The organism is Klebsiella oxytoca (assembly GCF_009707385.1).
Classification (GTDB): Bacteria; Pseudomonadota; Gammaproteobacteria; order Enterobacterales; family Enterobacteriaceae; genus Klebsiella; species Klebsiella oxytoca_C.
In genome coordinates this window covers 4,790,197-4,815,552 of sequence record NZ_CP046115.1, presented here as the reverse complement: position 1 = coordinate 4,815,552, position 25,356 = coordinate 4,790,197, and the positions used below count along the sequence as shown (strand labels likewise).

26 protein-coding genes are annotated in these 25,356 nt (G+C 54.8%); 12 read left to right on the top strand and 14 right to left on the bottom strand.

Annotation, left to right across the window (positions count from 1 at the left end; genetic code table 11):
* Positions 1-7 precede the first annotated feature (7 nt).
* From rpsO to mtr, 6 genes are all read left to right on the top strand, one after another.
* Positions 8-277: a 30S ribosomal protein S15 gene (gene rpsO, locus GJ746_RS22440; RefSeq protein ID WP_004106090.1), complete on the top strand. Its 270-nt coding sequence runs from the start codon at positions 8-10 to the stop codon at positions 275-277.
* A gap of 241 nt (positions 278-518) precedes the next feature.
* The gene (gene pnp, locus GJ746_RS22435) at positions 519-2,657 is read left to right on the top strand and encodes a polyribonucleotide nucleotidyltransferase (RefSeq protein WP_154682174.1); all 2,139 of its coding nucleotides are present in this window, start codon (positions 519-521) and stop codon (positions 2,655-2,657) included.
* A gap of 107 nt (positions 2,658-2,764) precedes the next feature.
* Positions 2,765-3,649 carry a lipoprotein NlpI gene (gene nlpI, locus GJ746_RS22430; RefSeq protein WP_154682173.1) on the top strand — a complete coding sequence of 295 codons (885 nt, stop codon included), beginning with the start codon at positions 2,765-2,767 and terminating at the stop codon, positions 3,647-3,649.
* Positions 3,650-3,750: 101 nt separating this feature from the next.
* The gene (gene yrbN, locus GJ746_RS22425; RefSeq protein ID WP_085903200.1) at positions 3,751-3,831 is read left to right on the top strand and encodes a protein YrbN; all 81 of its coding nucleotides are present in this window, start codon (positions 3,751-3,753) and stop codon (positions 3,829-3,831) included.
* Positions 3,824-5,776, top strand: a complete 1,953-nt coding sequence (locus GJ746_RS22420; protein ID WP_154682172.1) for a DEAD/DEAH family ATP-dependent RNA helicase — start codon at positions 3,824-3,826, stop codon at positions 5,774-5,776. The genes yrbN and GJ746_RS22420 overlap by 8 nt, the downstream gene beginning before the upstream one ends.
* Before the next feature lie 142 nt (positions 5,777-5,918).
* Positions 5,919-7,163 (top strand): tryptophan permease, encoded by a 1,245-nt coding sequence (gene mtr / locus GJ746_RS22415; protein ID WP_154682171.1) that lies wholly within the window; start codon positions 5,919-5,921, stop codon positions 7,161-7,163.
* A 32-nt stretch (positions 7,164-7,195) separates the two neighbouring features.
* Here mtr and GJ746_RS22410 read toward each other — a convergent pair whose 3' ends face one another.
* The 3 genes from GJ746_RS22410 to ubiU all read right to left on the bottom strand — a co-directional run bounded on the left by GJ746_RS22410 (position 7,196) and on the right by ubiU (position 10,228).
* The gene (locus tag GJ746_RS22410; protein ID WP_154682170.1) at positions 7,196-8,203 is read right to left on the bottom strand and encodes a luciferase-like monooxygenase; all 1,008 of its coding nucleotides are present in this window, start codon (positions 8,201-8,203) and stop codon (positions 7,196-7,198) included.
* 142 nt (positions 8,204-8,345) lie between these two features.
* Positions 8,346-9,224 carry a U32 family peptidase gene (locus GJ746_RS22405; RefSeq protein ID WP_154682169.1) on the bottom strand — a complete coding sequence of 293 codons (879 nt, stop codon included), beginning with the start codon at positions 9,222-9,224 and terminating at the stop codon, positions 8,346-8,348.
* A gap of 8 nt (positions 9,225-9,232) precedes the next feature.
* On the bottom strand, positions 9,233-10,228 hold the full coding sequence (gene ubiU / locus GJ746_RS22400; RefSeq protein WP_154682168.1) for a ubiquinone anaerobic biosynthesis protein UbiU: 996 nt from the start codon (positions 10,226-10,228) through the stop codon (positions 9,233-9,235).
* A 221-nt stretch (positions 10,229-10,449) separates the two neighbouring features.
* Here ubiU and ubiT point away from each other — a divergent pair, with 221 nt between their 5' ends.
* Together ubiT and GJ746_RS22390 are read left to right on the top strand one after the other, a co-directional pair.
* Complete coding sequence (gene ubiT, locus GJ746_RS22395) at positions 10,450-10,974, top strand: ubiquinone anaerobic biosynthesis accessory factor UbiT (protein ID WP_154682167.1); 525 nt, start codon at positions 10,450-10,452, stop codon at positions 10,972-10,974.
* Positions 10,968-11,471, top strand: a complete 504-nt coding sequence (locus GJ746_RS22390; RefSeq protein ID WP_154682166.1) for a GNAT family N-acetyltransferase — start codon at positions 10,968-10,970, stop codon at positions 11,469-11,471. Before ubiT ends, GJ746_RS22390 begins: the two co-directional genes overlap by 7 nt.
* Here the strand turns inward: GJ746_RS22390 and GJ746_RS22385 are convergent.
* The gene (locus GJ746_RS22385; RefSeq protein WP_195908882.1) at positions 11,458-11,751 is read right to left on the bottom strand and encodes a GIY-YIG nuclease family protein; all 294 of its coding nucleotides are present in this window, start codon (positions 11,749-11,751) and stop codon (positions 11,458-11,460) included. The genes GJ746_RS22390 and GJ746_RS22385 overlap by 14 nt on opposite strands.
* 46 nt (positions 11,752-11,797) lie before the next feature.
* On the opposite strand from GJ746_RS22385, the gene GJ746_RS22380 reads away from it, so the two are divergent.
* The gene (locus tag GJ746_RS22380; RefSeq protein WP_154682165.1) at positions 11,798-12,241 is read left to right on the top strand and encodes a YhbP family protein; all 444 of its coding nucleotides are present in this window, start codon (positions 11,798-11,800) and stop codon (positions 12,239-12,241) included.
* Here the strand turns inward: GJ746_RS22380 and GJ746_RS22375 are convergent.
* Positions 12,221-12,739, bottom strand: a complete 519-nt coding sequence (locus tag GJ746_RS22375) for a type 1 glutamine amidotransferase domain-containing protein (RefSeq protein ID WP_154682164.1) — start codon at positions 12,737-12,739, stop codon at positions 12,221-12,223. The two genes, GJ746_RS22380 and GJ746_RS22375, sit on opposite strands and share 21 nt — an antisense overlap.
* A gap of 128 nt (positions 12,740-12,867) precedes the next feature.
* On the opposite strand from GJ746_RS22375, the gene GJ746_RS22370 reads away from it, so the two are divergent.
* A complete protein-coding gene (locus GJ746_RS22370; protein ID WP_154682163.1) occupies positions 12,868-13,515 on the top strand; it encodes an NAD(P)H-binding protein in 648 nt (215 codons plus the stop codon).
* Positions 13,516-13,587: 72 nt separating this feature from the next.
* Complete coding sequence (locus GJ746_RS22365) at positions 13,588-14,628, top strand: permease (protein WP_154682162.1); 1,041 nt, start codon at positions 13,588-13,590, stop codon at positions 14,626-14,628.
* Positions 14,629-14,734: 106 nt separating this feature from the next.
* On the opposite strand, the gene dolP is transcribed toward GJ746_RS22365, so the two are convergent.
* From dolP to GJ746_RS22345, 4 genes are all read right to left on the bottom strand, one after another.
* A complete protein-coding gene (dolP, locus tag GJ746_RS22360) occupies positions 14,735-15,310 on the bottom strand; it encodes a division/outer membrane stress-associated lipid-binding lipoprotein (protein ID WP_154682161.1) in 576 nt (191 codons plus the stop codon).
* Between the two features lie 9 nt (positions 15,311-15,319).
* The gene (gene diaA / locus GJ746_RS22355; RefSeq protein ID WP_002918211.1) at positions 15,320-15,910 is read right to left on the bottom strand and encodes a DnaA initiator-associating protein DiaA; all 591 of its coding nucleotides are present in this window, start codon (positions 15,908-15,910) and stop codon (positions 15,320-15,322) included.
* Positions 15,911-16,050: 140 nt separating this feature from the next.
* Complete coding sequence (locus GJ746_RS22350; protein ID WP_154682160.1) at positions 16,051-16,437, bottom strand: YraN family protein; 387 nt, start codon at positions 16,435-16,437, stop codon at positions 16,051-16,053.
* Complete coding sequence (locus GJ746_RS22345; RefSeq protein ID WP_154682159.1) at positions 16,395-18,491, bottom strand: penicillin-binding protein activator; 2,097 nt, start codon at positions 18,489-18,491, stop codon at positions 16,395-16,397. The genes GJ746_RS22350 and GJ746_RS22345 overlap by 43 nt, the downstream gene beginning before the upstream one ends.
* A 63-nt stretch (positions 18,492-18,554) precedes the next feature.
* On the opposite strand from GJ746_RS22345, the gene rsmI reads away from it, so the two are divergent.
* Positions 18,555-19,415 carry a 16S rRNA (cytidine(1402)-2'-O)-methyltransferase gene (gene rsmI / locus GJ746_RS22340; RefSeq protein WP_154682158.1) on the top strand — a complete coding sequence of 287 codons (861 nt, stop codon included), beginning with the start codon at positions 18,555-18,557 and terminating at the stop codon, positions 19,413-19,415.
* 34 nt (positions 19,416-19,449) lie between these two features.
* Here rsmI and GJ746_RS22335 read toward each other — a convergent pair whose 3' ends face one another.
* The 5 genes from GJ746_RS22335 to agaF form a co-directional block, all read right to left on the bottom strand.
* Complete coding sequence (locus tag GJ746_RS22335) at positions 19,450-21,339, bottom strand: enterotoxin (RefSeq protein WP_154682157.1); 1,890 nt, start codon at positions 21,337-21,339, stop codon at positions 19,450-19,452.
* Positions 21,340-21,438: 99 nt separating this feature from the next.
* The gene (kbaY, locus tag GJ746_RS22330; protein ID WP_154682156.1) at positions 21,439-22,311 is read right to left on the bottom strand and encodes a tagatose-bisphosphate aldolase subunit KbaY; all 873 of its coding nucleotides are present in this window, start codon (positions 22,309-22,311) and stop codon (positions 21,439-21,441) included.
* Between the two features lie 12 nt (positions 22,312-22,323).
* On the bottom strand, positions 22,324-23,478 hold the full coding sequence (locus tag GJ746_RS22325; RefSeq protein ID WP_154682155.1) for an AgaS family sugar isomerase: 1,155 nt from the start codon (positions 23,476-23,478) through the stop codon (positions 22,324-22,326).
* Between the two features lie 301 nt (positions 23,479-23,779).
* Positions 23,780-24,913 carry an N-acetylglucosamine-6-phosphate deacetylase gene (gene nagA, locus GJ746_RS22320; RefSeq protein ID WP_154682154.1) on the bottom strand — a complete coding sequence of 378 codons (1,134 nt, stop codon included), beginning with the start codon at positions 24,911-24,913 and terminating at the stop codon, positions 23,780-23,782.
* On the bottom strand, positions 24,910-25,344 hold the full coding sequence (gene agaF / locus GJ746_RS22315) for a PTS galactosamine/N-acetylgalactosamine transporter subunit IIA (RefSeq protein ID WP_154682153.1): 435 nt from the start codon (positions 25,342-25,344) through the stop codon (positions 24,910-24,912). Before agaF ends, nagA begins: the two co-directional genes overlap by 4 nt.
* Positions 25,345-25,356 lie beyond the last annotated feature (12 nt).

The window sequence follows — 25,356 nt, the reverse complement described above, 5'->3', positions numbered from 1 at the left end:
TTCGAAAATGTCTCTAAGCGTTGAAGCTAAAGCAAAAATCGTTTCTGAGTTCGGTCGTGGCGAAAACGACAGTGGTTCTACTGAAGTTCAGGTTGCACTGCTGACTGCACAGATCAACCACCTGCAGGGTCACTTTGCAGAGCACAAAAAAGATCACCACAGCCGTCGTGGTCTGCTGCGCATGGTTTCTCAGCGTCGTAAACTGCTCGACTACCTGAAACGTAAAGATGTTGCACGTTACTCTTCGCTGATCGAGCGTCTGGGTCTGCGTCGCTAATTCTGCGAGTTTCAGAAGAAGGGGCCTCACGGCCCCTTTTTTCGACCGGGCGGCAGCAATTCATTAAAAACTCATGTATTGTTGCTATTAATGATCTTCGTGCAGAGGTTCGCGCGGCTAATGAGAGGCTTGACTCGCAAGGGCGGGTAAAGGTTGTCATTAGTCGCGAGGATGCAGAAGATCGGGTCATACGATGTCTTATCGTGGATTTGACATCATCTATAGATAAAAGGATAGAATTTTGCTTAATCCGATCGTTCGTAAATTCCAGTACGGCCAACATACCGTAACGCTGGAGACTGGCATGATGGCGCGTCAGGCAACTGCCGCTGTTATGGTTAGCATGGATGACACTGCGGTATTCGTTACCGTTGTTGGTCAGAAAAAAGCGAAGCCAGGCCAGGATTTCTTCCCGCTGACCGTTAACTATCAAGAGCGTACCTACGCTGCAGGTAAAATCCCGGGTGGTTTCTTCCGTCGTGAAGGCCGTCCGAGCGAAGGCGAAACCCTGATCGCGCGTCTGATTGACCGCCCGGTTCGCCCGCTGTTCCCGGAAGGCTTCGTTAACGAAGTCCAGGTAATTGCGACCGTTGTTTCCGTTAACCCACAGGTTAACCCGGATATCGTCGCGATGATTGGCGCTTCCGCAGCGCTGTCCCTGTCCGGTATTCCGTTCAACGGCCCAATTGGCGCCGCGCGCGTGGGTTATATTAATGACCAGTACGTACTGAACCCGACCCAGGAAGAGCTGAAGTCCAGCAAACTGGATCTGGTTGTTGCGGGTACCGAAGCCGCTGTGCTGATGGTTGAATCTGAAGCTGAACTGCTGAGCGAAGACCAGATGCTGGGCGCTGTGGTGTTCGGTCACGAACAACAGCAGGTTGTTATTCAGAACATCAACGACCTGGTGAAAGAAGCCGGTAAACCGCGTTGGGACTGGCAGCCAGAAGTAGTTGACGCAGCGCTGAACGCGCGCGTTGCTGCGCTGGCTGAAGCTCGCCTGAGCGATGCTTACCGTATCACCGACAAACAGGAGCGTTATGCTCAGGTTGACGTGATCAAATCTGAGACTATCGCGACCCTGGTTGCGGAAGATGAAGCCCTGGACGCTAACGAACTGGGTGAAATCCTGCACGCAATCGAGAAAAACGTGGTGCGTAGCCGCGTACTGGCCGGTGAGCCGCGTATTGATGGTCGTGAAAAAGATATGATCCGTGGTCTGGACGTTCGTACCGGCGTTCTGCCACGTACCCACGGTTCCGCACTCTTTACCCGTGGCGAAACTCAGGCGCTGGTTACCGCGACTCTGGGTACCGCACGCGACGCGCAGAACATCGATGAACTAATGGGCGAGCGCACTGACTCCTTCCTGTTCCACTATAACTTCCCTCCGTACTCCGTAGGCGAAACGGGAATGGTCGGTTCTCCGAAGCGTCGTGAAATCGGTCACGGTCGTCTGGCTAAGCGCGGCGTACTGGCCGTGATGCCGACTATCGAAGAGTTCCCGTACACCGTACGCGTGGTTTCTGAGATCACCGAATCGAACGGCTCCTCCTCCATGGCTTCCGTCTGTGGCGCTTCTCTGGCGCTGATGGACGCAGGTGTACCGGTGAAAGCCGCCGTTGCGGGTATCGCAATGGGCCTGGTGAAAGAAGGCGACAACTTCGTCGTGCTGTCTGACATTCTGGGCGATGAAGATCACCTGGGCGATATGGACTTCAAAGTCGCGGGCTCCCGTGAAGGTATCTCTGCTCTGCAGATGGATATCAAAATTGAAGGTATCACCAAAGAGATCATGCAGGTTGCTCTGAACCAGGCTAAAGGTGCGCGTCTGCACATCCTGGGCGTGATGGAACAGGCGATTAACGCGCCGCGTGGCGACATCTCTGAATTCGCACCACGTATCCACACGATCAAGATCAGCCCGGACAAGATTAAAGACGTTATCGGTAAAGGCGGTTCCGTCATTCGTGCTCTGACCGAAGAAACCGGCACCACTATCGAAATCGAAGATGACGGTACCGTGAAGATCGCTGCAACCGATGGCGACAAAGCGCAGCATGCAATTCGTCGTATCGAAGAGATCACCGCTGAGATCGAAGTTGGCCGTATCTATAACGGTAAAGTGACCCGTATCGTTGACTTTGGTGCGTTTGTTGCCATTGGCGGCGGAAAAGAAGGTCTGGTTCACATCTCTCAAATCGCCGACAAGCGCGTTGAGAAAGTGACCGACTATCTGCAGATGGGTCAGGAAGTGCCGGTTAAGGTTCTGGAAGTTGACCGTCAGGGCCGTGTCCGTCTGAGCATCAAAGAAGCAACTGAACAAACTCAGCCTGCGGCTGCGCCGGAAGCTCCGGCTGCTGAACAGCAGGGCGAGTAAGGTTGCCGTTTGCCCTCCGCATTGCGGAGGGCGCATTACGGGCAGGAAGCCCTGTTTGCAGCCGGGGAACTGGACGTTCATCCAATCGTTGTCTTCGGGAGTGGGAAATGAAGCCTTTTTTGCGCTGGTGTTTCGTGGCGACAGCTCTCACGCTGGCAGGATGCAACAGCTCTGCCTGGCGTAACGACGCAGTCCTCGCGGTGCCATTGCAACCGACTTTGCAGCAGGAAGTGATTCTGGCGCGCATGGAACAAATTCTTGCCAGTCGGGCTTTAACCGATGACGAACGCGCACAGCTTTTATATGAGCGCGGAGTGTTGTATGATAGTCTCGGTCTGAGGGCATTGGCGCGGAATGATTTTTCACAAGCGCTGGCAATCCGACCGGATATGCCTGAAGTATTCAATTACTTAGGCATTTATTTAACGCAGGCAGGCAATTTTGATGCTGCCTATGAAGCGTTTGATTCTGTACTTGAGCTTGATCCAACTTACAACTACGCGCACTTAAATCGCGGCATCGCTCTGTATTACGGCGGTCGCGCTAAGTTAGCGCAAGATGATCTGCTGGCGTTTTATCAAGACGATCCCAATGATCCTTTCCGAAGCCTGTGGCTTTATCTCGCTGAGCGTCAGCTCAATGAGAAGCAGGCACTTGAAGCACTGAGACAGCGCTTAAACAAGTCGGATAAAGAACAATGGGGATGGAACATTGTCGGGTTCTACCTTGGCGACATTAGCGAAAAAGAGCTAATGAACCGTCTGAAGGCAGACGCAACGGATAACACCTCGCTCGCTGAGCATCTCAGTGAAACCAACTTCTATTTAGGTAAGTACTACCTAAGTCTGGGGGACAAGGACAGCGCTACGGCACTGTTCAAACTGGCGGTCGCAAACAACGTTCACAACTACGTTGAGCACCGATACGCATTGTTGGAATTATCGCTCTTGGGCCAGGAGCAAGATGACCTGGCAGAATCGGACCAGCAATAGCTGACGAACACATCAGCCCTTTTTTTGATTGCCATCACCTTCGCGGGTGAGGGCGTTGTTGTTCGTTAATACATCTACTTTGAGCCGGTTCACACTTTTCAATGAAAATTACCGTAAATTTTCACGATGAGTTATGTAGACTGGCCGCCATTAATTTTGAGGCACACGTACTACATGGCTGAATTCGAAACCACTTTTGCAGATCTGGGCCTGAAGGCTCCCATCCTTGAAGCGCTTAACGATCTGGGTTACGAAAAACCATCTCCGATCCAGGCTGAGTGCATTCCGCATCTGCTGGGCGGCCGCGACGTTCTGGGTATGGCCCAGACGGGTAGCGGTAAAACCGCAGCGTTCTCTTTACCGCTGCTGAACAATATTGATCCTGAGCTGAGAGCACCGCAGATTCTGGTGCTGGCGCCGACCCGCGAACTGGCGGTACAGGTTGCTGAAGCAATGACGGAATTCTCTAAACATATGCGCGGCGTAAACGTGGTTGCCCTTTATGGCGGCCAGCGTTATGACGTGCAGCTGCGCGCGCTGCGTCAGGGTCCACAAATCGTTGTTGGTACTCCGGGTCGTCTGCTGGACCACCTGAAACGCGGCACGCTGGATCTCTCTAAACTGAGCGGTCTGGTGCTGGATGAAGCTGACGAAATGCTGCGCATGGGCTTTATCGAAGACGTAGAAACCATTATGGCGCAGATCCCGGAAGGTCATCAGACCGCTCTGTTCTCTGCCACTATGCCGGAAGCGATTCGTCGTATTACCCGCCGCTTTATGAAAGAGCCGCAGGAAGTACGCATCCAGTCCAGCGTAACCACGCGCCCGGACATCAGCCAGAGCTACTGGACTGCTTACGGTATGCGTAAAAACGAAGCGCTGGTGCGTTTCCTGGAAGCGGAAGATTTTGATGCGGCGATTATCTTCGTTCGTACCAAAAACGCGACCCTGGAAGTGGCCGAAGCGCTGGAACGTAGCGGCTATAGCAGCGCCGCGCTGAACGGTGATATGAACCAGTCCCTGCGTGAGCAGACTCTGGAGCGTCTGAAAGACGGTCGTCTGGATATCCTGATCGCCACCGACGTTGCGGCCCGTGGCCTGGACGTTGAGCGTATCAGCCTGGTTGTTAACTACGATATCCCGATGGATTCTGAGTCTTACGTTCACCGTATCGGTCGTACCGGTCGTGCGGGTCGTGCTGGCCGCGCGCTGCTGTTCGTTGAGAACCGCGAGCGTCGTCTGCTGCGCAATATCGAACGTACGATGAAGCTGACTATTCCGGAAGTTGAACTGCCGAACGCAGAACTGCTGGGCAAACGTCGTCTGGAAAAATTCGCCGCGAAAGTTCAGCAGCAGCTGGAAAGTAGCGATCTGGATCAGTACCGCGCGCTGCTGGCGAAAATCCAGCCGTCTGCTGAAGGTGAAGAGCTGGATGTTGAAACTCTGGCCGCAGCACTGCTGAAAATGGCTCAGGGCGAGCGTCCGCTGATTCTGCCGCCGGATGCGCCTATGCGTCCTAAGCGCGAGTTCCGCGACCGTGACGATCGTTTCGAACGTCGTGGCGACCGTAACGATCGTGGCCCACGCGGTGAGCGCGGTGGCGAAGATCGTCCTAAGCGCGAGCGTCGTGATGTCGGCGATATGGAGCTGTACCGCATTGAAGTGGGCCGTGATGACGGCGTTGAAGTTCGTCATATCGTTGGCGCGATTGCTAACGAAGGCGATATCAGCAGCCGTTACATCGGTAACATCAAGCTGTTCGCTTCTCACTCAACAATCGAACTGCCGAAAGGTATGCCGGGCGAGGTGCTGCAGCACTTTACGCGTACGCGCATCCTGAACAAGCCGATGAACATGCAGCTGCTGGGCGATGCTCAGCCGCGTCCTGAGCGCAGCGGCGAACGTCGTGGCGGCGGTGAGCGTCGTGAAGGCGGCCGTAGCTTCGGCGGCGGTGAACGTCGTGAAGGTCGTGGTTTCGGTGGTGAGCGTCGCGAAGGCGGTCGTGGTGAAGGTCGTCGCTTCAGCGGCGAACGTCGTGAAGGTGGCCGTGCGCCGCGCCGCGATGATGCTTCTGCTCCGCGTCGTGATGACTCCGCTGGTCGTCGTCGTTTCGGTGGCGATGCATAATTAGCGTTCCGCTGACGTAAAGTAAACGATACAGCCCCGATCTTAACGATTGGGGCTTTTTTTATTTCTTTTGTACTCGTGTACTGGTACAGTGCGTCACGTTAATAACAAGAAAAGTTTTTTTGACTGGAGATTTCGGCAAATGGCGACACTTACCACTACGGCAACCCGACCGTCCTTATTTGGCGGCGTAGTGATTATTGGCGGGACGATTATTGGCGCGGGGATGTTCTCACTGCCGGTCGTAATGTCCGGAGCGTGGTTCTTCTGGTCTCTGGCGGCCCTGGTTTTTACCTGGTTTTGCATGCTTCACTCAGGGTTAATGATCCTCGAAGCGAACCTGAATTATCGAATTGGCGCAAGCTTCGATACCATTACTAAGGATTTGCTCGGCAAAGGCTGGAATCTGATTAACGGCGTGTCGATCGCCTTTGTACTTTATATTCTGACTTACGCTTATATTTCCGCCAGCGGCTCGATTCTGCACCATACGTTTAGCGAAATGTCACTGAACGTACCGGCAAGGGCGGCTGGCTTCGGTTTTGCGCTGCTGGTGGCGTTTATCGTCTGGCTGAGTACCAAAGCGGTGAGCCGTATGACGGCCATTGTTCTGGGAGCAAAGGTGATTACTTTCTTTCTCACCTTCGGCAGCCTGTTGGGGCACGTCCAGCCGACAACCCTGTTTAACGTTGCTGAACAAAATGCGTCATACATGCCCTACCTTTTGATGACGCTGCCGTTCTGCCTTGCGTCTTTCGGCTATCACGGTAACGTGCCGAGCCTGATGAAGTACTACGGCAAGGATCCACGTACTATTGTTAAATGCCTGGTTTATGGCACGCTGTTAGCGCTGGGTCTGTACGTGGTATGGCTGCTGGTAACGATGGGCAATATCCCTCGACCGGAATTTATCGGGATTGCGCAGAAGGGGGGCAACATAGATGTCCTGGTCCAGGCGCTCAGCGGCGTACTGAATAGCCGGAGCCTTGATCTGCTGTTAGTTATCTTCTCGAACTTTGCCGTTGCCAGTTCATTCCTGGGCGTAACGCTCGGTCTGTTTGATTATCTTGCTGATTTATTCGGTTTTGATGATTCCTCATTGGGACGTTTTAAAACCGCGCTTCTGACCTTCGCTCCGCCGATAATTGGCGGCCTGCTGTGGCCGAACGGATTCCTGTACGCGATTGGTTATGCAGGCCTGGCGGCGACGATCTGGGCGGCAATTGTACCGGCGCTGTTGGCTCGCGCATCGCGTAAACGCTTCGGCAGCCCATTATTTCGCGTTTGGGGTGGAAAGCCGATGATTGCTTTGGTCCTGCTGTTTGGTCTGGGTAATGTTATTGTGCATTTCCTGTCGAGTTTTAACGTATTACCAACCTATCAATAATTAGAAATGCGGCAAAAATGCCGCATTACTCACTATCCGAGAAGCTCTTCTTTCACCTGCATCGCCAAATCAAATGAATGCAGGCGCGCCTGATGATCGAATATTTGGCCGTTGACCATGATTTCATCGGCCTGAGTTTCCCGCAGGATTGATTCTAGCCCATGACGAACTTTGGCTTTATCGCCCACCAGCGACATGCTCAGCGCCTGCTGGACGCCATATTGCTCAGACGCTGACCATAGCTGATGCATATTTTGCACCGGCGGCGGTAGCTGCCCGGTCTCGCCGCGACGTAGTTTGACAAACGCCTGCTGCATGGACGTAAACAGGAACTCGGCATCTCTGTCGCTATCGGCGGCGATGATGTTAATGCACACCATCGCATACGGTTTCTCTAACCGTTCTGATGGTTTGAAATGAGTGCGGTAGAGGTGCAGAGCCTGGAAGAGCATGTCCGGCGCGAAGTGAGAGGCGAAGGCAAACGGCAGACCAAGCTGCGCCGCCAGCTGCGCGCTGTACAGGCTGGAGCCGAGCAGCCAGACCGGAATCTTCTCGCCATAGCCGGGAACCGGACGGACGTGCGGATTAGGATCGCGGGCGTCGAACCAGTCCACCAGTTCCGCGACATCGCGCGGGAAGTTATCGACATCGCCGCTCATATGACGCCGCAGCGCGCGCATGGTCGGCTGGTCGCTACCCGGCGCGCGGCCAAGGCCAAGATCGATACGTCCGGGATAAAGCGTATTGAGCGTGCCGAACTGCTCGGCAATCACCAGCGGCGAATGGTTCGGCAGCATCACGCCGCCGGAGCCAAGATGCAGAGTGGTGGTATTGGCTGCAAGGTAGCCAATCAGCACCGAAGTCGCGGCGCTGGCGATACCGACCATATTATGGTGCTCGGCCAGCCAGTAGCGGCGATAGCCGCGTTTTTCCGCCAGCTGCGCCAGAGCTAAAGAGTGGGAGAAGGCTTCCTTCGCGGAAGAACCTTGCGGGATCGGCGCTAGATCGAGCACCGAAAACGAAACAGATTTGTCAGTCATAAAGGCTCACTTTGCTACAGCATAGTCATCAGATTGAAGGTCTTCTTCCAGCCTGGCGCATTCGCGATACACCTGCCAGAAAAGCTGCGTCTTTAATAGTGCATTAAAAAGCAGCGATAGCCATTAACAAAGTGAGCTGTACTCAGCTCTGCAGTTCCAGCCCGGCCAGCCGCCGCCAGTAGCCGTTACAGTCGCTGTTTGCCGTCAGCGGCAGCGGCGCTGCGCCGTTTTCATTGGCGCGGAAGGCATCGAGCATTGCGAAGGTCTCGCTGCCCAGCGGCGACAGGCGAACCATATCTACCAGGCCGTTCATGGTGCTTAGCTCATTCCCGAGGTTGTAGACGTAGCCGCTCATGGTTTGGATGCCGTTGAGGACGAATACCTGCTGGTTCTCCTGCGAGAGCACGTCGCGTCCGTTAGGATATTTGATGCAGCAGGTTTCGCACTCATCTTTTGGCCGGTCTTCCGAGCGTGCGGTAAAGCAGCGGGCGGAGTAAGCCAGCGGCAGGTGACCGTAGCTGAGGACTTCTACCTCAAACTGATTGCGGATGCCCAGCTCGTCGCACTGGGTTAGCAAATTCGCCAGCCAGTCGCGGGAAAGCTCAACCGGCATGCACCAGCGCATCATGCCTTGCTTAAGCAGCAGGCGCAGGGTGACTGCGTTATAGCAGTTGAGCGCATGGCCGGCGACGAACGGCAGCTTGCGTTCCGCGCACAGGTTGACGACCCCGAGATCGCTGGCTTCAATCAGAAACTCACCGTTATCGACGTAGCGTTTCAGTTCGCCGAGCTCAGAGGAAGCCTGCACCAGCGCGAGGGTGGAAAGCACCACCTGCTTACCGCTTTCTGCCAGCGCTTTTGCCATTTCGATCCAGTCGCCGACTTTGGTCGCCCGGCGTTTACTGCATACCGCTTCGCCGAGATAAATGGTGTCCGCGCTGCAGCCCGCCGCCTGCTGGTAAAAATCTTCCAGCGTCTCTTTTGGCCAGTAATAAAGCACCGGCCCTAATGAATATTTCATTGCTGTTCTCACTGCCATTTACGGTGATAGGCGCCAAGAGTGGTTTGTGTCCCTTCGGACATGGAACCGAGAGTTTCCATCCATGTAGATTGCGGCACGAAGTTTTGCGGATCGGCTTTGCAGCGATCGATCGCCTGACGCCAGACTTTCGCCACCTGGGTGACGTACGCCGGGCTGCGCTGGCGGCCCTCAATTTTCACCGAAGCAATATTTGCCGCCATCAGTTCCGGCAGCAGCTCCAGGGTATTCAGGCTGGTGGGTTCTTCCAGCGCGTGATAGCGCTCGCCGTCGACCAGATAGCGCCCTTTACACAGCGTCGGGTAACCGGCGTTTTCACCGTCCTGATAGCGGTCGATTAGCACTTCGTTAAGGCGCGACTCCAGACCCTGCGGCGTTTGCTGCCAGCGGACGAAGCGCGCAGGCGAGCAGGCGCCGACGGTATTCGGCGATTCACCGGTCAGATAAGAGGAAAGATAGCAGCGGCCTTCCGCCATGATGCACAGGCTGCCGAAGGCGAAGACCTCCAGGGGGACCGGCGTGGCGCGAGCCAGCTGTTTAACCTGGTGAATCGACAGAACGCGCGGTAGCACCACGCGGGCGACGTCGAAATTGCGATGATAAAACTTCACCGCTTCTTCATTGGTGGCTGAAGCCTGAACGGAGACGTGACGCTCAATATGCGGATAGCGCTCGGCGGCGTACTCCAGCATCGCGATATCGGCGAGGATCAGCGCATCGGCGCCCAGCTGGGCCGCCATATCGACCGCGCGCTGCCAGCGAACATAACCATCAGGATGGGCGAAGGTATTAATGGCGATATGCAGTTTGCGGCGATGCTGGTGTACAAAGTTGACGGCTTCCTGCAGTTTCTTTTCGGTGAAATTAAGGCCGGCAAAGTGGCGGGCGTTAGTGTCATCTTTCAGCCCGATGTAGACGGCATCGGCACCATTTTCGATGGCCGCCTTAAGCGCCGGGAGGTTACCGGCTGGGCAGAGCAGCTCCATAATCTTTCCTGAAAAACGCGGCCCGTCAGGGACGCTGGATGGTTAATGAGCTGGGATTTTAGTTAACCTTCTGGTGACAATTTTTGATTTGAGGCAGTTAAAAGCGTATTGGCGGGATCAATACCTGAGACCCGACATTGTGATTTTGTTGATTTACGCCGCTATGTCGTTTATTTGATATGGCACAATAGATGGACTATTGCATTCATGGAGTAAAGCTTGTGTTGGATAAACTGCGTTCCAAACTGGTTCAATTTGGCCCGTCAATGATGAGCGTGCCGGTTAAGCTGGCGCCATTTGCCCTCAAGCGCCAGGTGCTGGAACAAGTATTAAGCTGGCAGTTTCGCCAGGCGCTGGCCGATGGTGAGCTGGATTTTCTCGAAGGGCGCTGGCTAAGTATTAATGTGCGTGATATCGGCCTGCTGTGGTATACCTCGGTAGTTGATGGTCGTCTGGTCGTCAGCTCTGCGGCTGAAGCAGACGTCAGCTTCAGCGCCGACGCCAGCGATTTGCTGATGATTGCGGCGCGTAAGCAGGATCCGGATACGCTGTTCTTCCAGCGTCGCCTGGTTATCGAAGGCGACACCGAGCTGGGGCTGTATGTAAAAAACCTGATGGATGCCATTGAGCTGGAGCAGATGCCTAAGGCGCTGCGTGTCATGCTGCTGCAGCTGGCGGACTTTGTTGAAGCTGGCCTGAAAGGCCCGCAGAAACCTGAACAGACATCGGTAGGTGAGGCATGCTGATTCGAGTAGAGATAGGGATTGATGCACCGGGCATCGACGCGCTGTTGCGTCGTACCTTCGGCAGTGATGCGGAAGCGCAGCTGGTACATAGCCTACGTGAAGACGGTCTGATCACGCTGGGCCTGGTGGCGACGGATGACGAAGGTCAGGTTGTGGGCTACGTGGCATTTAGCCCGGTCGCCGTCGAAGGTGAGGAGCTACAGTGGGTCGGGCTGGCTCCGCTGGCGGTAGACGAAAGCTACCGCGGTCAGGGAATCGGGCGTCAGCTGGTCTATGAAGGGCTTGATTCGCTTAACGAGTTTGGCTATGCCGCCGTCGTGACTCTTGGCGATCCGGCGCTGTATGGTCGTCTGGGCTTTGAACCTGCGGCGCGTTTTAATCTGCGTTGCCGTTGGCCGGATAGCGCGGAAGCTTTCCAGGTTCACCGCCTGGCCGATAACGCCCTTGATGGCGTAAGCGGGCTGGTCGAATATAGCGACCACTTCAACCGCTTCTGAGACTTTCCAGCAAAGCCTCAAACGAACCATCCCCGGCAACGAGGCGCTCTTTCTGGCGCTTCGTTAGCTGCTTGATACGATACTCCAGGCGCAGAGCTAGTGAGTGTTCACCAACCTCCTGGCTGAAGGCCAGCTGAAGCTCTCCTTTTCCACGCAGCGCTTTTGCTCCTTTGCCATCCTGGTGCTGGCAAAAGCGGCGTGAAACATCGGTGGTAATCCCGGTATAGAGGCGATTATCGGCGGTACGAATCAGATAGAGAAACCAGCACACGGTACACAGGTCGCTATGTTAAGGTGTGAGCACCATAACATACTGGAGAGTAAAGATGGATACGCTCGCCGCTATCAGCCGTTGGCTGGGCAAGCAGCACGTTATTACCTGGTGCGTTTCCCGGGATGAAGAGCTGTGGTGCGCTAATGCTTTTTACGTCTATGATCCGGAAAAGGTCGCTTTTTATCTTCTCAGCGATGAAAAAACGCGCCACGGTCAAATGACCGGAGCACGCGCTAAAGTTGCCGGAACCGTTAACGGGCAGCCCAAGACCGTGGCGCTGATCCGCGGCGTTCAGTTTAAAGGAGAGATTCGCCGGCTATCCGGAGAAGAAGAAGCGGCCATGCGCAAACTCTACGTCAGCCGTTTCCCGGTGGCCCGCATGCTATCGGCGCCCGTCTGGGAGATTCGTCCCGATGAGATCAAGTTCACCGATAACACGCTGGGTTTTGGTAAAAAGCTGCACTGGCTGCGTGAATCAGGCTCCGAGCAGGCGTAAGGCTTCGCGATTAAACGCCGGCAGGTCGTCAGGCGTTCTGCTGGTTACCAGCTGTTCATTGTCGATGACCACTTCCTGATCGTAGAATTCACCACCGGCGTTTTTGACGTCAACAACGATAGGTTTCACTGCCGTCAGCTTACGCCCGCGAATCACATCAGCGCTAATCAAAAGCTGTGGACCGTGGCAAATTGCGAATACCGGCTTGCCGCTGTTCACGAAATCACGGGTGAAGGTGACAAAACGCTCGTCACCGCGCAGTGAGTCCGGTGAATAGCCGCCCGGCAGCAGTAAGGCATCGAAGTCGGCAGGGCTAACGTCATCAATAGCTTTGTCGATGACCACTTCGGCTTCTCCCTTTTTCCCTTTTACCTTCTTACCCGCCTGTTTTTCAATCGTCACCACCTCATGACCGGCCAGACGGTAGGCGTCTGCGGGCGATGTGTATTCCGAGTCTTCAAAGTCGTCGGTAATTAAAACGGCAATCTTCTTACTCATTCTTCCTCCAGTGTTTTGGTGTGGAATGAGGCATTTCCCTGATGATGATGGATAATTACCTCGTAGAGTATTAAGCCTGGAACATGAGCCGGGGATCGCAAGGTAGAAAAATCTGCAAAGGAGTTTCGATGAGTCAGGTACTGTTAACGGGAGCAACCGGGTTAGTTGGTGGTCACTTACTTCGGATGCTGTTGAATGAGCCGGAGATTAAGTCCATTGCTGCGCCTACTCGTCGGCCGCTGGCCGATATTTCCGGCGTGTTTAATCCACACGACCCGCAGCTAACGGATGCCCTGGCGCAGGTCGTTGATCCGGTAGACATCGTTTTCTGCTGTCTGGGAACGACTCGCCGTGAAGCCGGAAGTAAAGAAGCGTTTGTGCATGCAGATTATACGCTGGTCATTGATACCGCGCTGGTGGGAAAAAAGCTGGGCGCCCGGCATATGCTGGTGGTCAGCGCGATGGGAGCGAATGCGCACTCGCCTTTTTTCTATAATCGGGTAAAAGGCGAGATGGAAGAGGCGCTGATTGCGCAGCAGTGGCCGCGCCTGACCATTGCCCGGCCGTCAATGCTAATCGGCGAGCGCGAAAAAAAACGCACCAGTGAGACGCTGTTTGCGCCGTTTTTCCGCCTTTTGCCGGGAAACCTCAAATCGATAGACGCGCGAGATGTGGCCAGCGCCTTACTCGCGGAGGCGTTATCGCCAACGCATGAAGGCGTACAAATTCTCTCTTCGTCGCAGCTTCGGGAGAGAGCTGCGCGTTCAGCGGATTAATAATTTCCAAAATTTCCCTGAAAGCGTAGTATTCATGACCTCTATTTTTCATGACACTCCCTGGGGAATGCTATGGCTGGTCAGTCTTCATCTCAGGCGGCAACACCGTTGCAATGGTGGAAGCCCGCTCTCTTTTTTCTCGTCGTTATTATTGGGTTGTGGTTCGTTAAATGGCAGCCCTATTACGGCAAAGCCTTTACCGCAGCTGAGACGCACAGTATTGGTAAATCCATTCTCGCCAACGGTAACGCTAATCCTTTAGCAGCGGCCTGGGATTACGCGCTGGTCTATTTCCTGGCGGTATGGAAAGCGGCGGTTTTAGGCGTCCTGCTGGGATCGCTTATTCAGGTGCTGATCCCTCGAGACTGGCTTTTGCGCACGCTGGGACAGGCGCGTTTTCGCGGTACCTTGTTGGGGGCCGTGTTCTCTTTGCCGGGCATGATGTGTACCTGCTGCGCCGCGCCGGTGGCGGCGGGAATGCGTAAGCAACAGGTTTCTATGGGCGGCGCGCTGGCATTCTGGTTGGGCAACCCGCTGCTGAACCCTGCGACCCTGGTATTTATGGGCTTTGTGCTGGGCTGGCAGTTTGCGTTGATTCGCCTGCTGGCCGGGCTGGCGACGGTACTGGTGGTTGCCACGCTGGTGCAGAGATGGGTGAAAGAAGCGGCGATACAACCTGTTTCTGTGCCTGAAGAGACGGTGGAAATCACGCAGGGCGGTTTTTTCAGCCGCTGGCTGCGCGCGCTGTGGACGCTGTTCTGGAATACCATCCCGGTTTATATTCTGGCGGTGCTGGTGCTGGGAGCCGCGCGGGTGTGGTTATTTCCTCACGCCGATGGCGTGGTGGATAACACGTTGTTCTGGGTGATTGCGATGGCAATTGCCGGCTGTCTGTTTGTTATTCCGACGGCGGCGGAAATCCCGATTGTGCAGACCATGATGCTGGCGGGGATGGGCGTGGCGCCCGCGCTGGCGCTGCTGATTACGCTGCCTGCTGTCAGCGTACCGTCGCTGATTATGCTGCGTAAAGCATTCCCGGCGAAAGCGCTATGGCTGACCGGTGGACTGGTGGCGCTGTGCGGCGCGGTAGCTGGCGGGTTGGCTTTAATCTGATATTTTCCCGGGTTGCGGCGTAAACGCCTTACCCGGGCTACGGGTTTACAGCCGTCTGCGGGCCGGTAGCCCGGCTCAGCGTAGCGCAAGCCGGGATGTATCGTGTTTATTTGATATAGGTAAAGGCGGTGGTGACGCGAGACACGCCGCTCACCCGGCTGGCGATATCCGCTGCCGCGCGTCCTTCACGGTCGGTGACCAGACCCATCAGGAAGACTTCACCGTTTTCCGTTGTTACTTTCACGTTAGAGGATTTCACCTGGTCGGTACCCAGCAGCTGGGAGCGGACTTTAGTGGTTATCCAGGTATCCGAAGAGGCGGTACCTAAGCCGATGGGCTGACCTTGACGCACTTCGTTAAACACCTCGGTTGTACCTTCTACACCCATCGCGATTTGCTTCGCTCGTGCGGAGAGGTCTGACGTTGGAGACTGCCCGGTCAGCAGGACTTTACCCTGGTACGCGGTAACGTTGATGCGAGCCTCTTTTTTAATTTGTTCATCTTTCGACAGGGCGCTGTTGACGCGTAGCTCGAGCGTGCCGTCATCAACCTGAGTACCGACCGTACGCGGGTCTGTCGCGGCTTTAGTGCCGACTGCTGCCGTTCCGACTACCGCTGCAGCAACGCATCCCTGAAGTAATAGCGCAGAAAGCAGAATGGCGAGGGGCGAGAGAGCCTTCATGTGTTCTCCTTAATCGTCCTGGTGTGGAAAAAGCGTGTTATCGATCAAATCGCACAGACAGTTTACGGTGAGCATGTGCATTTCCTGAATTCGCGCGCTGCGATGCGAAGGAATACGGATTTCGACGTCCTGCTGCCCTAAAAGGCCAGCCAGTTCACCGCCGTCATAGCCGGTTAACGCCACGATAGTCATATCGCGGGTGACCGCCGCTTCGACGGCTTTCACGATATCACGGCTATTGCCGCGCGTAGAAATCGCCAGCAGCACATCGCCAGCGTGTCCCAACGCACGTACCTGTTTAGCATAAATCTCGTCATGCAGGCGATCGTTGGCAATTGCGGTTAAGACCACATTATCGGTATTTAGTGCAATGGCGGGTAAACCGGGGCGCTCTGTTTCAAAACGATTAATCATGCTGGCAGCAAAATGCTGTGCGTTGGCGGCGGAAGTGCCATTACCACAACAGAGGATTTTGTTGCCGTTCAGCAGCGACTGGACGAGCGTCATAGCCGCACGGGAGATGGCGTCCGGGAGTGCTTCCGCTGCTGCAATTTGAGTTTGAATGCTTTCAGTAAAGCAGGCTTTGATTCTATCGAGCACAGGATCCCTTAATTCATTTATACCCGTCATACTTCAAGTTGCTTGTGCTTTGGCTTTGTTACTCGGCTCATTCATGATGGGACCAGCGCTATTCAAAGCATAAGTGCCTTGCCCTGCAACTCGAATTATTTGGGTATACATTATTCGCCAAAGGCGTTTTTTAGCCATTGGATGTCGTTTCCGGTGAAGGCTACCACATCGAAACGGCAATCCACAGTCTCAAAACTCCCATTCTTTCGGGAAAGCCACAGACGCGCGGCTTTGAGCAGTTTTTGTTGCTTTTGCGGCGTGACGCTGGAGGCGGCATCGCCGTAGTTTGCGCTGCGACGATAGCGCACTTCCACAAAGACGGTGATGCTACCGTCGCGCATGATGAGGTCAATTTCGCCGCCACGCTCATGGACGTTGGCGGCGATAAAACGCAGGCCCTGGCTCTCAAGCCAAAGGCGAGCCCGGATTTCCCAGGCGTCGCCGGTCTGCTTATTTAGTTGGCTGCGACGATTTGCCCACCCTGGTATTTGAGCCATGACAGTTTCCTGTTGATAACGCACTCCTGGGTAGCCGTGAGATCGCCGGTGTTGCCGTTCAGCTCAAAGCCGGGAACCTGGCGGATCTGCGAGAAATGGTTGGCCAGCGACCAGGCGTCGGCGCCCATCGCGTACAGACGGGCCAGCGAGTAATCGTTGCGAACCGCGGCGAGCGCCTGCTGCTGCAGCGCCGGATTACTTCCGGCCAGCATCGGGATCTCGCTGTATTGCAGACCTTCCATCTCCAGACGGAAATCCGGGCTGGATGCGCCCTGGGCGCTACGGGAGCTGGCATACAGCGTCACGCCGCTCTGGCTGCCGTTACGCAGGGCGATCATTGGTTTGATATACGCGATTTGTTCCGGCGTAGCCAGAATATATGCGGCATCGACACCACCGGTGCTGCTTACCGGCATATCGCTCGGGCTACCCAGGGCGCTGTCCTGCGATGATGGCAGGGTAGAGACTGGAGTACCGCTCAGGGAGATCCCGCTGTTAACGCTGCCGCGCAGCTCGGCGGTAGAGCCCAGGCGCTGTTGCAGTACCGTACCGCCGCCCAGCTTAAGCCACTCGTTGGCGAAGGCATTCACCACGCGATCGCCCAGCGCGCCGCGCGGTATCAGCAGCAGAGGAGTCTGCTTGCCCTGATCGTGAATATGGCGTGCGGCGTCGCGTGCTTCGTCTTCAGGAGAGAGGGCGAAATAGCAGATATTGATTCGGCTTTCGACTCTCTCCGGTTGATTAAGCGCCAGCACGTTGAGCGAGGTGTTGCTCTTGATGACCTCTTCAACGTTATCTTTTAACAGAGGGCCGACGACGATAGTCGCGCCGTCCTGCTGTACCTGGGCCAGCAGCTGGCTTATGGGCTGAGCGGTGGTGTCGTAGATTTTCAGCTCTGCGGAAGGATTGGCTGGGGTCGCGGCGACCGCCTGAGCAGCAGCAGCTGCTGGCTGGCTGGTGGTTTCAGGGCTATTTGTGGTTTCCGATGCCGGGGCTTGTACTGCCGCAGGAGCGGTGACCGGAGCCGTTGTTTGCGCCTGGTCAGCAGCCGGAGCCTGTACCGGCTGCTGAGCGTTATTGCCGGTAGTGAGATCGGTGACTTCCGCCTGCGACGGGCTTACCACCGTGCTATCAGCAACGTTCGCTGCCTGGGCGACCTGCACGGGGATCGCGCTTCCTGCAACAGCAGGCGCGCCGTTTTTCGCCGCTTCAAAGCCCTGCTTAATTGTGCGGCCAAATATCGCCGCCTGGCCGTTCAAAGGCAGTAGCAGAGCGATTTTATTGGTCGATGCGGCCTGGTAATTCTGCATATTCACCAGCGCCGTCGGCAGCATTTTCGCCCCCGGGTTTTGCGGATAGCGGGTCTGCCAGTCTTTCACGCCGGCCTTGAGCAGCGTCGGATCGGTGCGGTTATCTAACCACATGCGCTGCAGATCCAGCCAGCCTTGCAGCACGTTTTCATCGGCGTTAATCACCAGCGCGTTGGCCTGCTCTCTGGTCATGGCGGTGAGCGCTTTCCAGGTTGCGTCGATGTTTTTCTGTTTTTGCGCGGGCAGGCTCAGCAGCGGCTGCTGGGCAATCAGGGCCCGCAGCAGGTTCAGCGAGGGTTGACCCTGGCTGGCGTCAATTTGCGCCTGCCAGTAGCGGGGCAGTTGATTCTGCTCAAAGCTTGCCGGGTCGAGTTTGCTCAGCAGCGTCTGCGCGCCCTGGAAATCGTTCTGCGCCAGCTTCACTTCTACCGCCAGCAGCGACTGCTCTCGGCTCTGCGCGCCTTTGAGGTTCGATGGCAGCTTGTTAAACAGGTCAATGGCCTGCGGTTTCTTACCTTCTGTTAGCAGTGCACGAATGGCGAGTAATTGCCAGTTGGTCTTGCTATCATTCGAGCTTTGCTGCATCTGTTCCAGATAGTAACTGGAGTTTGCCTGTGCCGTACCCTGCAAATGCGCCGTGCTCTGGTCCGGGGTATGGGTGCCGCAGCCGGCAAAAATCAGAGCGGCCAGCAGTACGGGCAGACAACGCACGGGTTTAGAACGAAGAAATGTTGAAGGTACCATATGTGTCCAGTGATATTTTTTTGGCTCAATGCTCAATATTAAATCGGCAATACGGACGAAACAATGAAACAACACGAATCAGCGGATAATTCTCAGGGACAGCTCTATATTGTGCCCACTCCGATAGGAAATCTGTCTGATATCACGCAACGCGCGCTGGAAGTGTTGCAAGCCGTTGATTTAGTTGCAGCGGAGGACACGCGTCATACCGGTTTGCTGCTGCAGCATTTTGCAATTAACGCCCGTTTATTTGCACTTCATGACCATAATGAACAGCAAAAGGCGGAAACGCTGGTAGCGAAGCTAAAAGAGGGGCAAAACATTGCGCTGGTTTCCGATGCCGGAACGCCGCTGATTAACGATCCCGGTTATCATCTGGTGCGCATCTGCCGCGAGGCTAATATCCGCGTGGTGCCGCTGCCGGGCCCCTGTGCGGCGATTGCGGCGCTGAGCGCGGCCGGACTGCCTTCGGATCGTTTTTGCTATGAAGGTTTTTTACCAGCCAAATCAAAAGGCCGCCGCGACACGCTGAAGGCGCTGGAAGAAGAGCCGCGCACGATTATTTTTTATGAATCCACCCACCGTTTACTGGAAAGCCTGGAGGATATTTGCACCGTGCTCGGTGAGTCCCGTTATGTGGTGCTGGCGCGTGAGCTAACCAAAACCTGGGAATCGATTCACGGCGCGCCAATCGGCGAGCTGCTGGCATGGGTGAAAGAGGACGAAAATCGTCGTAAAGGCGAGATGGTCCTGATCGTCGAGGGCTTTAAAGCGCAGGAAGAAGCGCTGCCAGCGGTGGCGCTGCGCACGCTGGCGCTGCTGCAGGCTGAATTGCCGTTGAAGAAAGCTGCTGCCCTGGCCGCAGAAATTCACGGCGTGAAGAAAAACGCGCTCTATAAGTACGCCCTGGAGCAGCAGGGGTAAGCAGAACGCCCGGGGAGTGCCCCGGGCTGATAGCTTATTTAGCGGGGGTTGCTTCGAAGACCAGCATCTGTAACGGTTGGAGCGTGACGATAACCGCACCCTGATAATTGTCCGGGAATGTCGAATTATTCCCGTAAATGCTTTTTAACGTGAAGTGTGAGGCTTCTCCATGCGGAAGCTCAAAGGCTTTTGTCAGGTCGAGATAGTATTGCTGCGGTTTGTCCGACGGATTGCGCAGTCCAAGTATGGCTTTTTCTTTACTCCAGGATGCCCAACCATACACTTCCAGCGCCGTTGGATCGCCGCCCACCCAGTGGGTATCGACTAATATATCGGCGTTAGCACGAGACCATTTTGCCGCCTGCGCCAGGGTATCCCATTTCGCCTTGTTGAGCATAGAAGGTGTGATGTAGAGCTCCTGTAGCTGCGTGCCCGTGGCGAAATAGCTCCAGACCTGATCGGCAAAATCGCTATCCGTTTGCACTTTCTCCAGTCCATAATAGGCGTTTTCAGCACTTACAATGCCGTGATACATCAGTGAGTTAAGCGGGAATAGCGGACCTTTTCTTACGATAGAGCGCCAGGTTTCAGCATCCCGGTAAGTCATCCATTGTTGTACCGGCGTGCCGGGTCCGTAGAGATTAATGTCATCGCCCTGCCGCCAGATTGAGTCGGCATAGAATAGCCATGAGGGGCTGGCGTTGGTCCCGGTAGTTAAATTAATAAACTGGTTCGGGTTGGCGCTACGCATATTATGAAGAAGGGCAATTGAAGCATCGAAATCGGAAGCGAACTCGCTGCCTTTAATATGTGAATTGGCATTCCCCATTCCATCCAGTTTAAATGACGTGATATGCTCTTCTTTAATCAGCTTAATAATCTGCTCATTAAAGTTTTTAAAATAATTTGGCCCGGAGAGAGCAAATTTACCGTCAACGGTTTCGAAGCCGTATTCTTTCGCATGGGATACGCGAATATCTCGCGGTTTGTTATATCCTCCCCAGGGCGAAAGCCAGAGGCCGACGGAACTGTGCATACTGTCGGCTTTTTCCCTGACTTTACTAAAGCCATTGCTAAACGCAGGGCCAAATAACCATCTTCCGGTCCGGTCATCCCAGCCATCGTCTAACAGGAAGGCGTCCAGCGCTACGCCGCGTCCGGTAATGAATTCTTTATTCCACTCATCCATGCGCGCTAAAACGTCAGATTCGGTATAGGTGGTAAAGAAGCCGATATCCATCCAGCTGTTGTAGTGCAGGTATGGTTTATAGGGGCGCGGGCGGACTGCGTCGATAAATTGGTTAACGCTGCGGCGTAGCTGGTTGGTTTCCGGGAAGGTGCCGAACCAGGTGGTGTAGCTGACGGGAGTACCCGGCTGCAAAGGCGTTTTTAGTTCGACGTTAAGATTAGTCGTCGCTTCATAAGCCCAGGTATTCACTACGGGTTTATTCGGCAATATAAAAAAGGAATCGGCAATAATCGGGGAGCTATTTATTGCACCGTCTACAAATGGCGCCTGCGACTGTTTTCTGGTAGGGAAGAACGTTATTTTTGCGATATTTTGCTCTTTCCCGAGGGCGGTAATCGTATAATCAATGCTGGCGTATTTATCTTTAACCAGGTTCAGTTTTACTACGACGTTAAAATCAGGATGGGTATAGTCAATGCTGATGGTATTATCTTTTTTGTCTACATGCTTTATTTTAAAATCCGCGGCGTGGATAACCTTTTCATCAGGTAGAGTGAGAAAGAAAAGTTCCTCAGGCGCAAGCTGATTCTGCGACTTTACGTCTTTAAGCACCATCGCAGAGTTCGTATCATTAAATGAAACGGCGAGGTATTCGCTGTTTAATGCATATTGGGCGGCGAAAGCGCTATTAGAAATAAACAGGGCCAGTAACGAAACATTGAGCGTTTTTTTCATCAGAAAAGTCCTTGTTTTCGTTTTTTTCAGAGGTAAGCAGCGTTAGCCCTGAAGGGCTAACGCCTGGGTACGGCAGCGTCTCGGGTGTGCTGGTAACAATCAGGCTTCGGCGGGTTGTAGCAGGCGGTTCGCCGAACCGCATACGGCGATCTTACTGCGTATCACCTCTTTCATCGCGTCCATGCCGACGCGCATGTAATAGCGCGGATCGTTACCTTGTGGATTTTCGGCAAACCATTTTTTCACCGCATCGGCAAAGGCGATTTTTAGTTCGGTGGCGACATTGACCTTGCACACGCCCAGTTCGATGGTGCGGCGGACATACTCATCGGGTACATCGCTGGCGCCATGCAGCACCAGAGGAATATCAACCACTTCACGAATTTCAGCCAGACGCTGGAAATCAATTTTGGGCTTTTTGGTATAAAGGCCATGGGCGGTACCGATAGCTACGGCAAGGCTGTCTACACCCGTTAGTTCGACGAAGCGCCTGGCTTCCTGCGGGTCGGTTAAAAACGCGCTTTCCGCATCAACGCTCATGTCATCTTCAACTCCGCCCAGGCGTCCCAGCTCAGCTTCAACGCTACAGTCGCGTGCATGACAGAAATCGACAACGGCTTTCACCAGCTTCACATTCTCTTCAAACGGAAAATGGCTGCCGTCGATCATGGCGCTGCGTACGCCCGCATCTACCTTGCGACGGATATCATCCAGTGATTCATGGTGATCGAGATGCAGCGCCAGCGGTATACCGAAACTGGTGGAGTAGGCGCTGCATAGCGCGTAGATCTCTTCCAGCGCAATATGTTTAAAGGTTCCCGGTGTCCCGGCGAGGATCACCGGGGATTGCATTTCGCTGCACACTTCCAGGATCGCCTGGATCGTTTCGGCGTTATGGATGTTGAAAGCAGGTACCGCATAGCCTTTTGCCTGGGCATCCTGCAGAAGATACTTGGTGGAAATGATGCTCATGATCGGATCCTCTTAAGCCTGCCATGGATGAATAACAACACCCTGTACCACGCGGTTGACCGTGCCGCTGGCGGATGGGGTATCCGGCGTATTTCCTACCGCTAGCGACTGCGTAAGGGCGAACACCTGGGCGTACATCAGGAAGCAGAAGGCCAGTTCCATATCGATGAAATGACGCGCTGACGGCAGCAGAATATGCGGACCGGCTTCGATAACCGCATCGCTTTCTGCGGCAATAGCGACCACCCGCATTGCCTGCCCGTCGCGCCGCAGTTCAGCCAGCAGGTCGAGATCGTACTGGCGGGTGTAAGGATGGCTGGAGATATACACCACGACCAGCGTTTCGTTATCGACCAGCGATTTTGGCCCGTGGCGGAAGCCGGTCGGTGAATCGTAGAACGCCGCCAGTTTGCCCGCCGTCAGTTCCAGTACCTTTAAGGCTGATTCACGCGCCGCGCCCTGTAATCCGCCGCTACCGAGGTAAACGATTCGTTTCCAGGGTTCATTGCCAAATACCCCGTGGCTGAAATCGCCGAGTGAAGTCAAGATGGCGTGGCAGCGATCGGCTACGTCGCGGAATGTCTGGCTGTTAATCACTTCCGGTACGAAGACCGCCAGGCAGCTGGCCATCATGGTGGTAATACTGCTGGTCATCGCAAAGCCGCGATCGTGCGTTTCTGCAGGCATCAGCAGCGCAAAGGCGTTGTCGCTCTCAACCGCGTTCTGATACAGGCTCCCCGCTTCGTTGCAGGTAATAGAAAGGTGATAGCACTCAGGGACGAACTGGTTTGCCAGTTCAACGGCGGCGACGCTCTCCGGACTGTTGCCGGAACGGGCGAAGGAGACCAGCAGTAGCGGATGTGCCGGATTCAGATAATCCATCGGGTTGGTCACCAGATCGGTGGTCGGTACTGCGCTAATGTTTTTTCCGGTGTGGCTGGCAAGCCATGGAGCGACGATATCGCCGATAAATGCTGAAGTGCCTGCGCCGGTCAGGATGATCCGCAGATTATCTTTGCGCAGTAGCGGGGCGAGAAAGCCATCGATAGTTGGCCGAATACTGTCGATATTTTTTAGTGAGCGGATCCAGCAGGCGGGCTGCTGACGGATCTCTTCTTCGGTCCAGGTTCCGGTCGTCGTGGCTGCAGGGGCGTAGGTTTCTGACATAACGTAAGTCCTTAGTCTTGTGAATTCCACATCAGACGCTGGCAAAGTGTCGCTATCTTTCGTTTCGTTTCACTTGTTCATATGATCGATTAATTAAAATCTATAGGAAAGAAATCGAAAGTTCAACAATGCAAAATGAAATAAAACGAAATTTGTGATCGTTGAAAGCGTTTTTGTTTATATATTATTGATATTTATAGAGTAAATTTTGCTGAATCGATGTTGGGGTTTTTATTGTCGAAAGGAAAAGAAAGGCCTTGCGACGATTAACCGAAGGCCAATATGACGTACAATGAAAGGGCTATAGGGGGAGGAGCTGGCCCTGAATCCAAATCTGTTGTAAATACAGCCCGTCGTCGAGTGCGATAATGCTGGCGCGTTTACCCACCTTAAGCGAACCCAGCTGGTTGTCGATTCCCAGCAGGCGGGCCGGATGCCATGAAGCCATATGGATAGCATCCTCTGGAGCGAGCCCTGTGAGTTTAACCATATTGCGCACCGCCGCATCGACCGACAGCGTACTACCCGCCAGGCTACCGGAAGCGGTCCGCACAATGCCGCCGCGCATCTCTACCTTTTCGCCACATAGCGTGTAGCTCCCATCAGGCATGCCGGCTGCCTGCATCGCATCGGTAATGAGTACTATCCGGTCCTGTGCGCAGCAGCAGCATAGCTTCATGGCGGCAGGATGAACGTGGTGTCCGTCGGCGATAAGTTCCAGCCACGCTCGCGGATCGGTTAACCCTGCGCCGACCATGCCCGGCTCCCGATGATGCAAACCGGTCATACCGTTATAGCAGTGCACCAGTCCGTCAGCACCGGCGTCAAAAGCCATGCGAGTTTGCTCCCAGGTTGCCGCGCTATGCCCCAGCATCACCCGTAGCCCTCGTTGCTTAAGATGTTTAATTGCCTGAAGTGCGCCGGGCTTTTCCGGTGCCAGCGCGACTACGCGCAGGGTCTGGCGGGAAACGGCTATTAGCTCATCCAGTTCAGCGAGCTCCAGTTCGCGAAACAATTCCGCGGGATGAGCGCCTTTGTTTTGTGGCGTAAAGTAGGGGCCTTCCAGATAGCTCCCCAGCACCTGCGCTCCGGGACCGCCGGAACGGCAGCGTTGCGCTATACGTTCCAGCGCGCGGTGTATCATCTGCAGCGGAGCCGTAACGGTGGTCGGGAGCCAGCTGCTGACGCCTTCGCGTGCTTTATGCATCGCCAGTCTATCGAGTACATCTGGCGCGTCGTCCATGACATCAACCCCTGCGCCGCCGTGGACGTGAATATCGATGTAAGCGGGAGCGAGCAACTCTGCATCGCGCCGTGCGGTGCCTACAGGAACAGGTTCTATGGCGGTAATCACGCCATCTTCAATCCGCAGTTGATGATCGTCCAGCCAGCCTTGTTCCGTGAGCAGACGCCTGGCGCGCAGAACTTGTGTCATATCCCTTCCTCGATAGCGCTCTCTTCACGGCAGCGACCCAGTTCGTCCACCAGGCTAGTCAGGCCACGATGCCCGCATTCCAGAGCCTGTATGCGAAACGCTTCGCCGCTGAGCTCATCGCGATCCAGCACCATTTCCAGCAGTAGCTGCAGGTTGGTGCCGGTAATCACTTCACGTCCGGTTTTTTGCATCGCCAGAGTGGAGGCAACGCGGAATGGCGTACCGCCGAGCAGGTCGGTCAGGAAGACGAGGCCCTCCTCGCCGTCCAGTTCTTCAACTGCCTGCTCAAGCTGTGAGGTAAGCAATGCGGTGGTAGAGGTCTCAGGAAAATCGATAGCGATAAACTGAGACTGTTCACCGAGGATCTGCTTCATCGCTTTTTCCATTCCGCTGGCAAATCCGCCATGTCCCGTCAAAATAATACCTAACATCTCAGACCTCTT

Coding starts and splice junctions, on each gene's coding strand:
- nlpI (WP_154682173.1), top strand. CDS start 2,765: ATGAAGCCTTTTTTGCGCTGGTGTTTCGTGGCGACAGCTCTCACGCTG.
- GJ746_RS22325 (WP_154682155.1), bottom strand. CDS start 23,478: ATGTCAGAAACCTACGCCCCTGCAGCCACGACGACCGGAACCTGGACC.
- GJ746_RS22380 (WP_154682165.1), top strand. CDS start 11,798: ATGGATACGCTCGCCGCTATCAGCCGTTGGCTGGGCAAGCAGCACGTT.
- GJ746_RS22390 (WP_154682166.1), top strand. CDS start 10,968: ATGCTGATTCGAGTAGAGATAGGGATTGATGCACCGGGCATCGACGCG.
- rsmI (WP_154682158.1), top strand. CDS start 18,555: ATGAAACAACACGAATCAGCGGATAATTCTCAGGGACAGCTCTATATT.
- GJ746_RS22335 (WP_154682157.1), bottom strand. CDS start 21,339: ATGAAAAAAACGCTCAATGTTTCGTTACTGGCCCTGTTTATTTCTAAT.
- kbaY (WP_154682156.1), bottom strand. CDS start 22,311: ATGAGCATCATTTCCACCAAGTATCTTCTGCAGGATGCCCAGGCAAAA.
- nagA (WP_154682154.1), bottom strand. CDS start 24,913: ATGACACAAGTTCTGCGCGCCAGGCGTCTGCTCACGGAACAAGGCTGG.
- dolP (WP_154682161.1), bottom strand. CDS start 15,310: ATGAAGGCTCTCTCGCCCCTCGCCATTCTGCTTTCTGCGCTATTACTT.
- rpsO (WP_004106090.1), top strand. CDS start 8: ATGTCTCTAAGCGTTGAAGCTAAAGCAAAAATCGTTTCTGAGTTCGGT.
- GJ746_RS22350 (WP_154682160.1), bottom strand. CDS start 16,437: ATGGCTCAAATACCAGGGTGGGCAAATCGTCGCAGCCAACTAAATAAG.
- GJ746_RS22410 (WP_154682170.1), bottom strand. CDS start 8,203: ATGACTGACAAATCTGTTTCGTTTTCGGTGCTCGATCTAGCGCCGATC.
- yrbN (WP_085903200.1), top strand. CDS start 3,751: ATGAAAATTACCGTAAATTTTCACGATGAGTTATGTAGACTGGCCGCC.
- agaF (WP_154682153.1), bottom strand. CDS start 25,344: ATGTTAGGTATTATTTTGACGGGACATGGCGGATTTGCCAGCGGAATG.
- mtr (WP_154682171.1), top strand. CDS start 5,919: ATGGCGACACTTACCACTACGGCAACCCGACCGTCCTTATTTGGCGGC.
- GJ746_RS22405 (WP_154682169.1), bottom strand. CDS start 9,224: ATGAAATATTCATTAGGGCCGGTGCTTTATTACTGGCCAAAAGAGACG.
- ubiU (WP_154682168.1), bottom strand. CDS start 10,228: ATGGAGCTGCTCTGCCCAGCCGGTAACCTCCCGGCGCTTAAGGCGGCC.
- GJ746_RS22370 (WP_154682163.1), top strand. CDS start 12,868: ATGAGTCAGGTACTGTTAACGGGAGCAACCGGGTTAGTTGGTGGTCAC.
- GJ746_RS22345 (WP_154682159.1), bottom strand. CDS start 18,491: ATGGTACCTTCAACATTTCTTCGTTCTAAACCCGTGCGTTGTCTGCCC.
- GJ746_RS22420 (WP_154682172.1), top strand. CDS start 3,824: ATGGCTGAATTCGAAACCACTTTTGCAGATCTGGGCCTGAAGGCTCCC.
- GJ746_RS22375 (WP_154682164.1), bottom strand. CDS start 12,739: ATGAGTAAGAAGATTGCCGTTTTAATTACCGACGACTTTGAAGACTCG.
- GJ746_RS22365 (WP_154682162.1), top strand. CDS start 13,588: ATGGCTGGTCAGTCTTCATCTCAGGCGGCAACACCGTTGCAATGGTGG.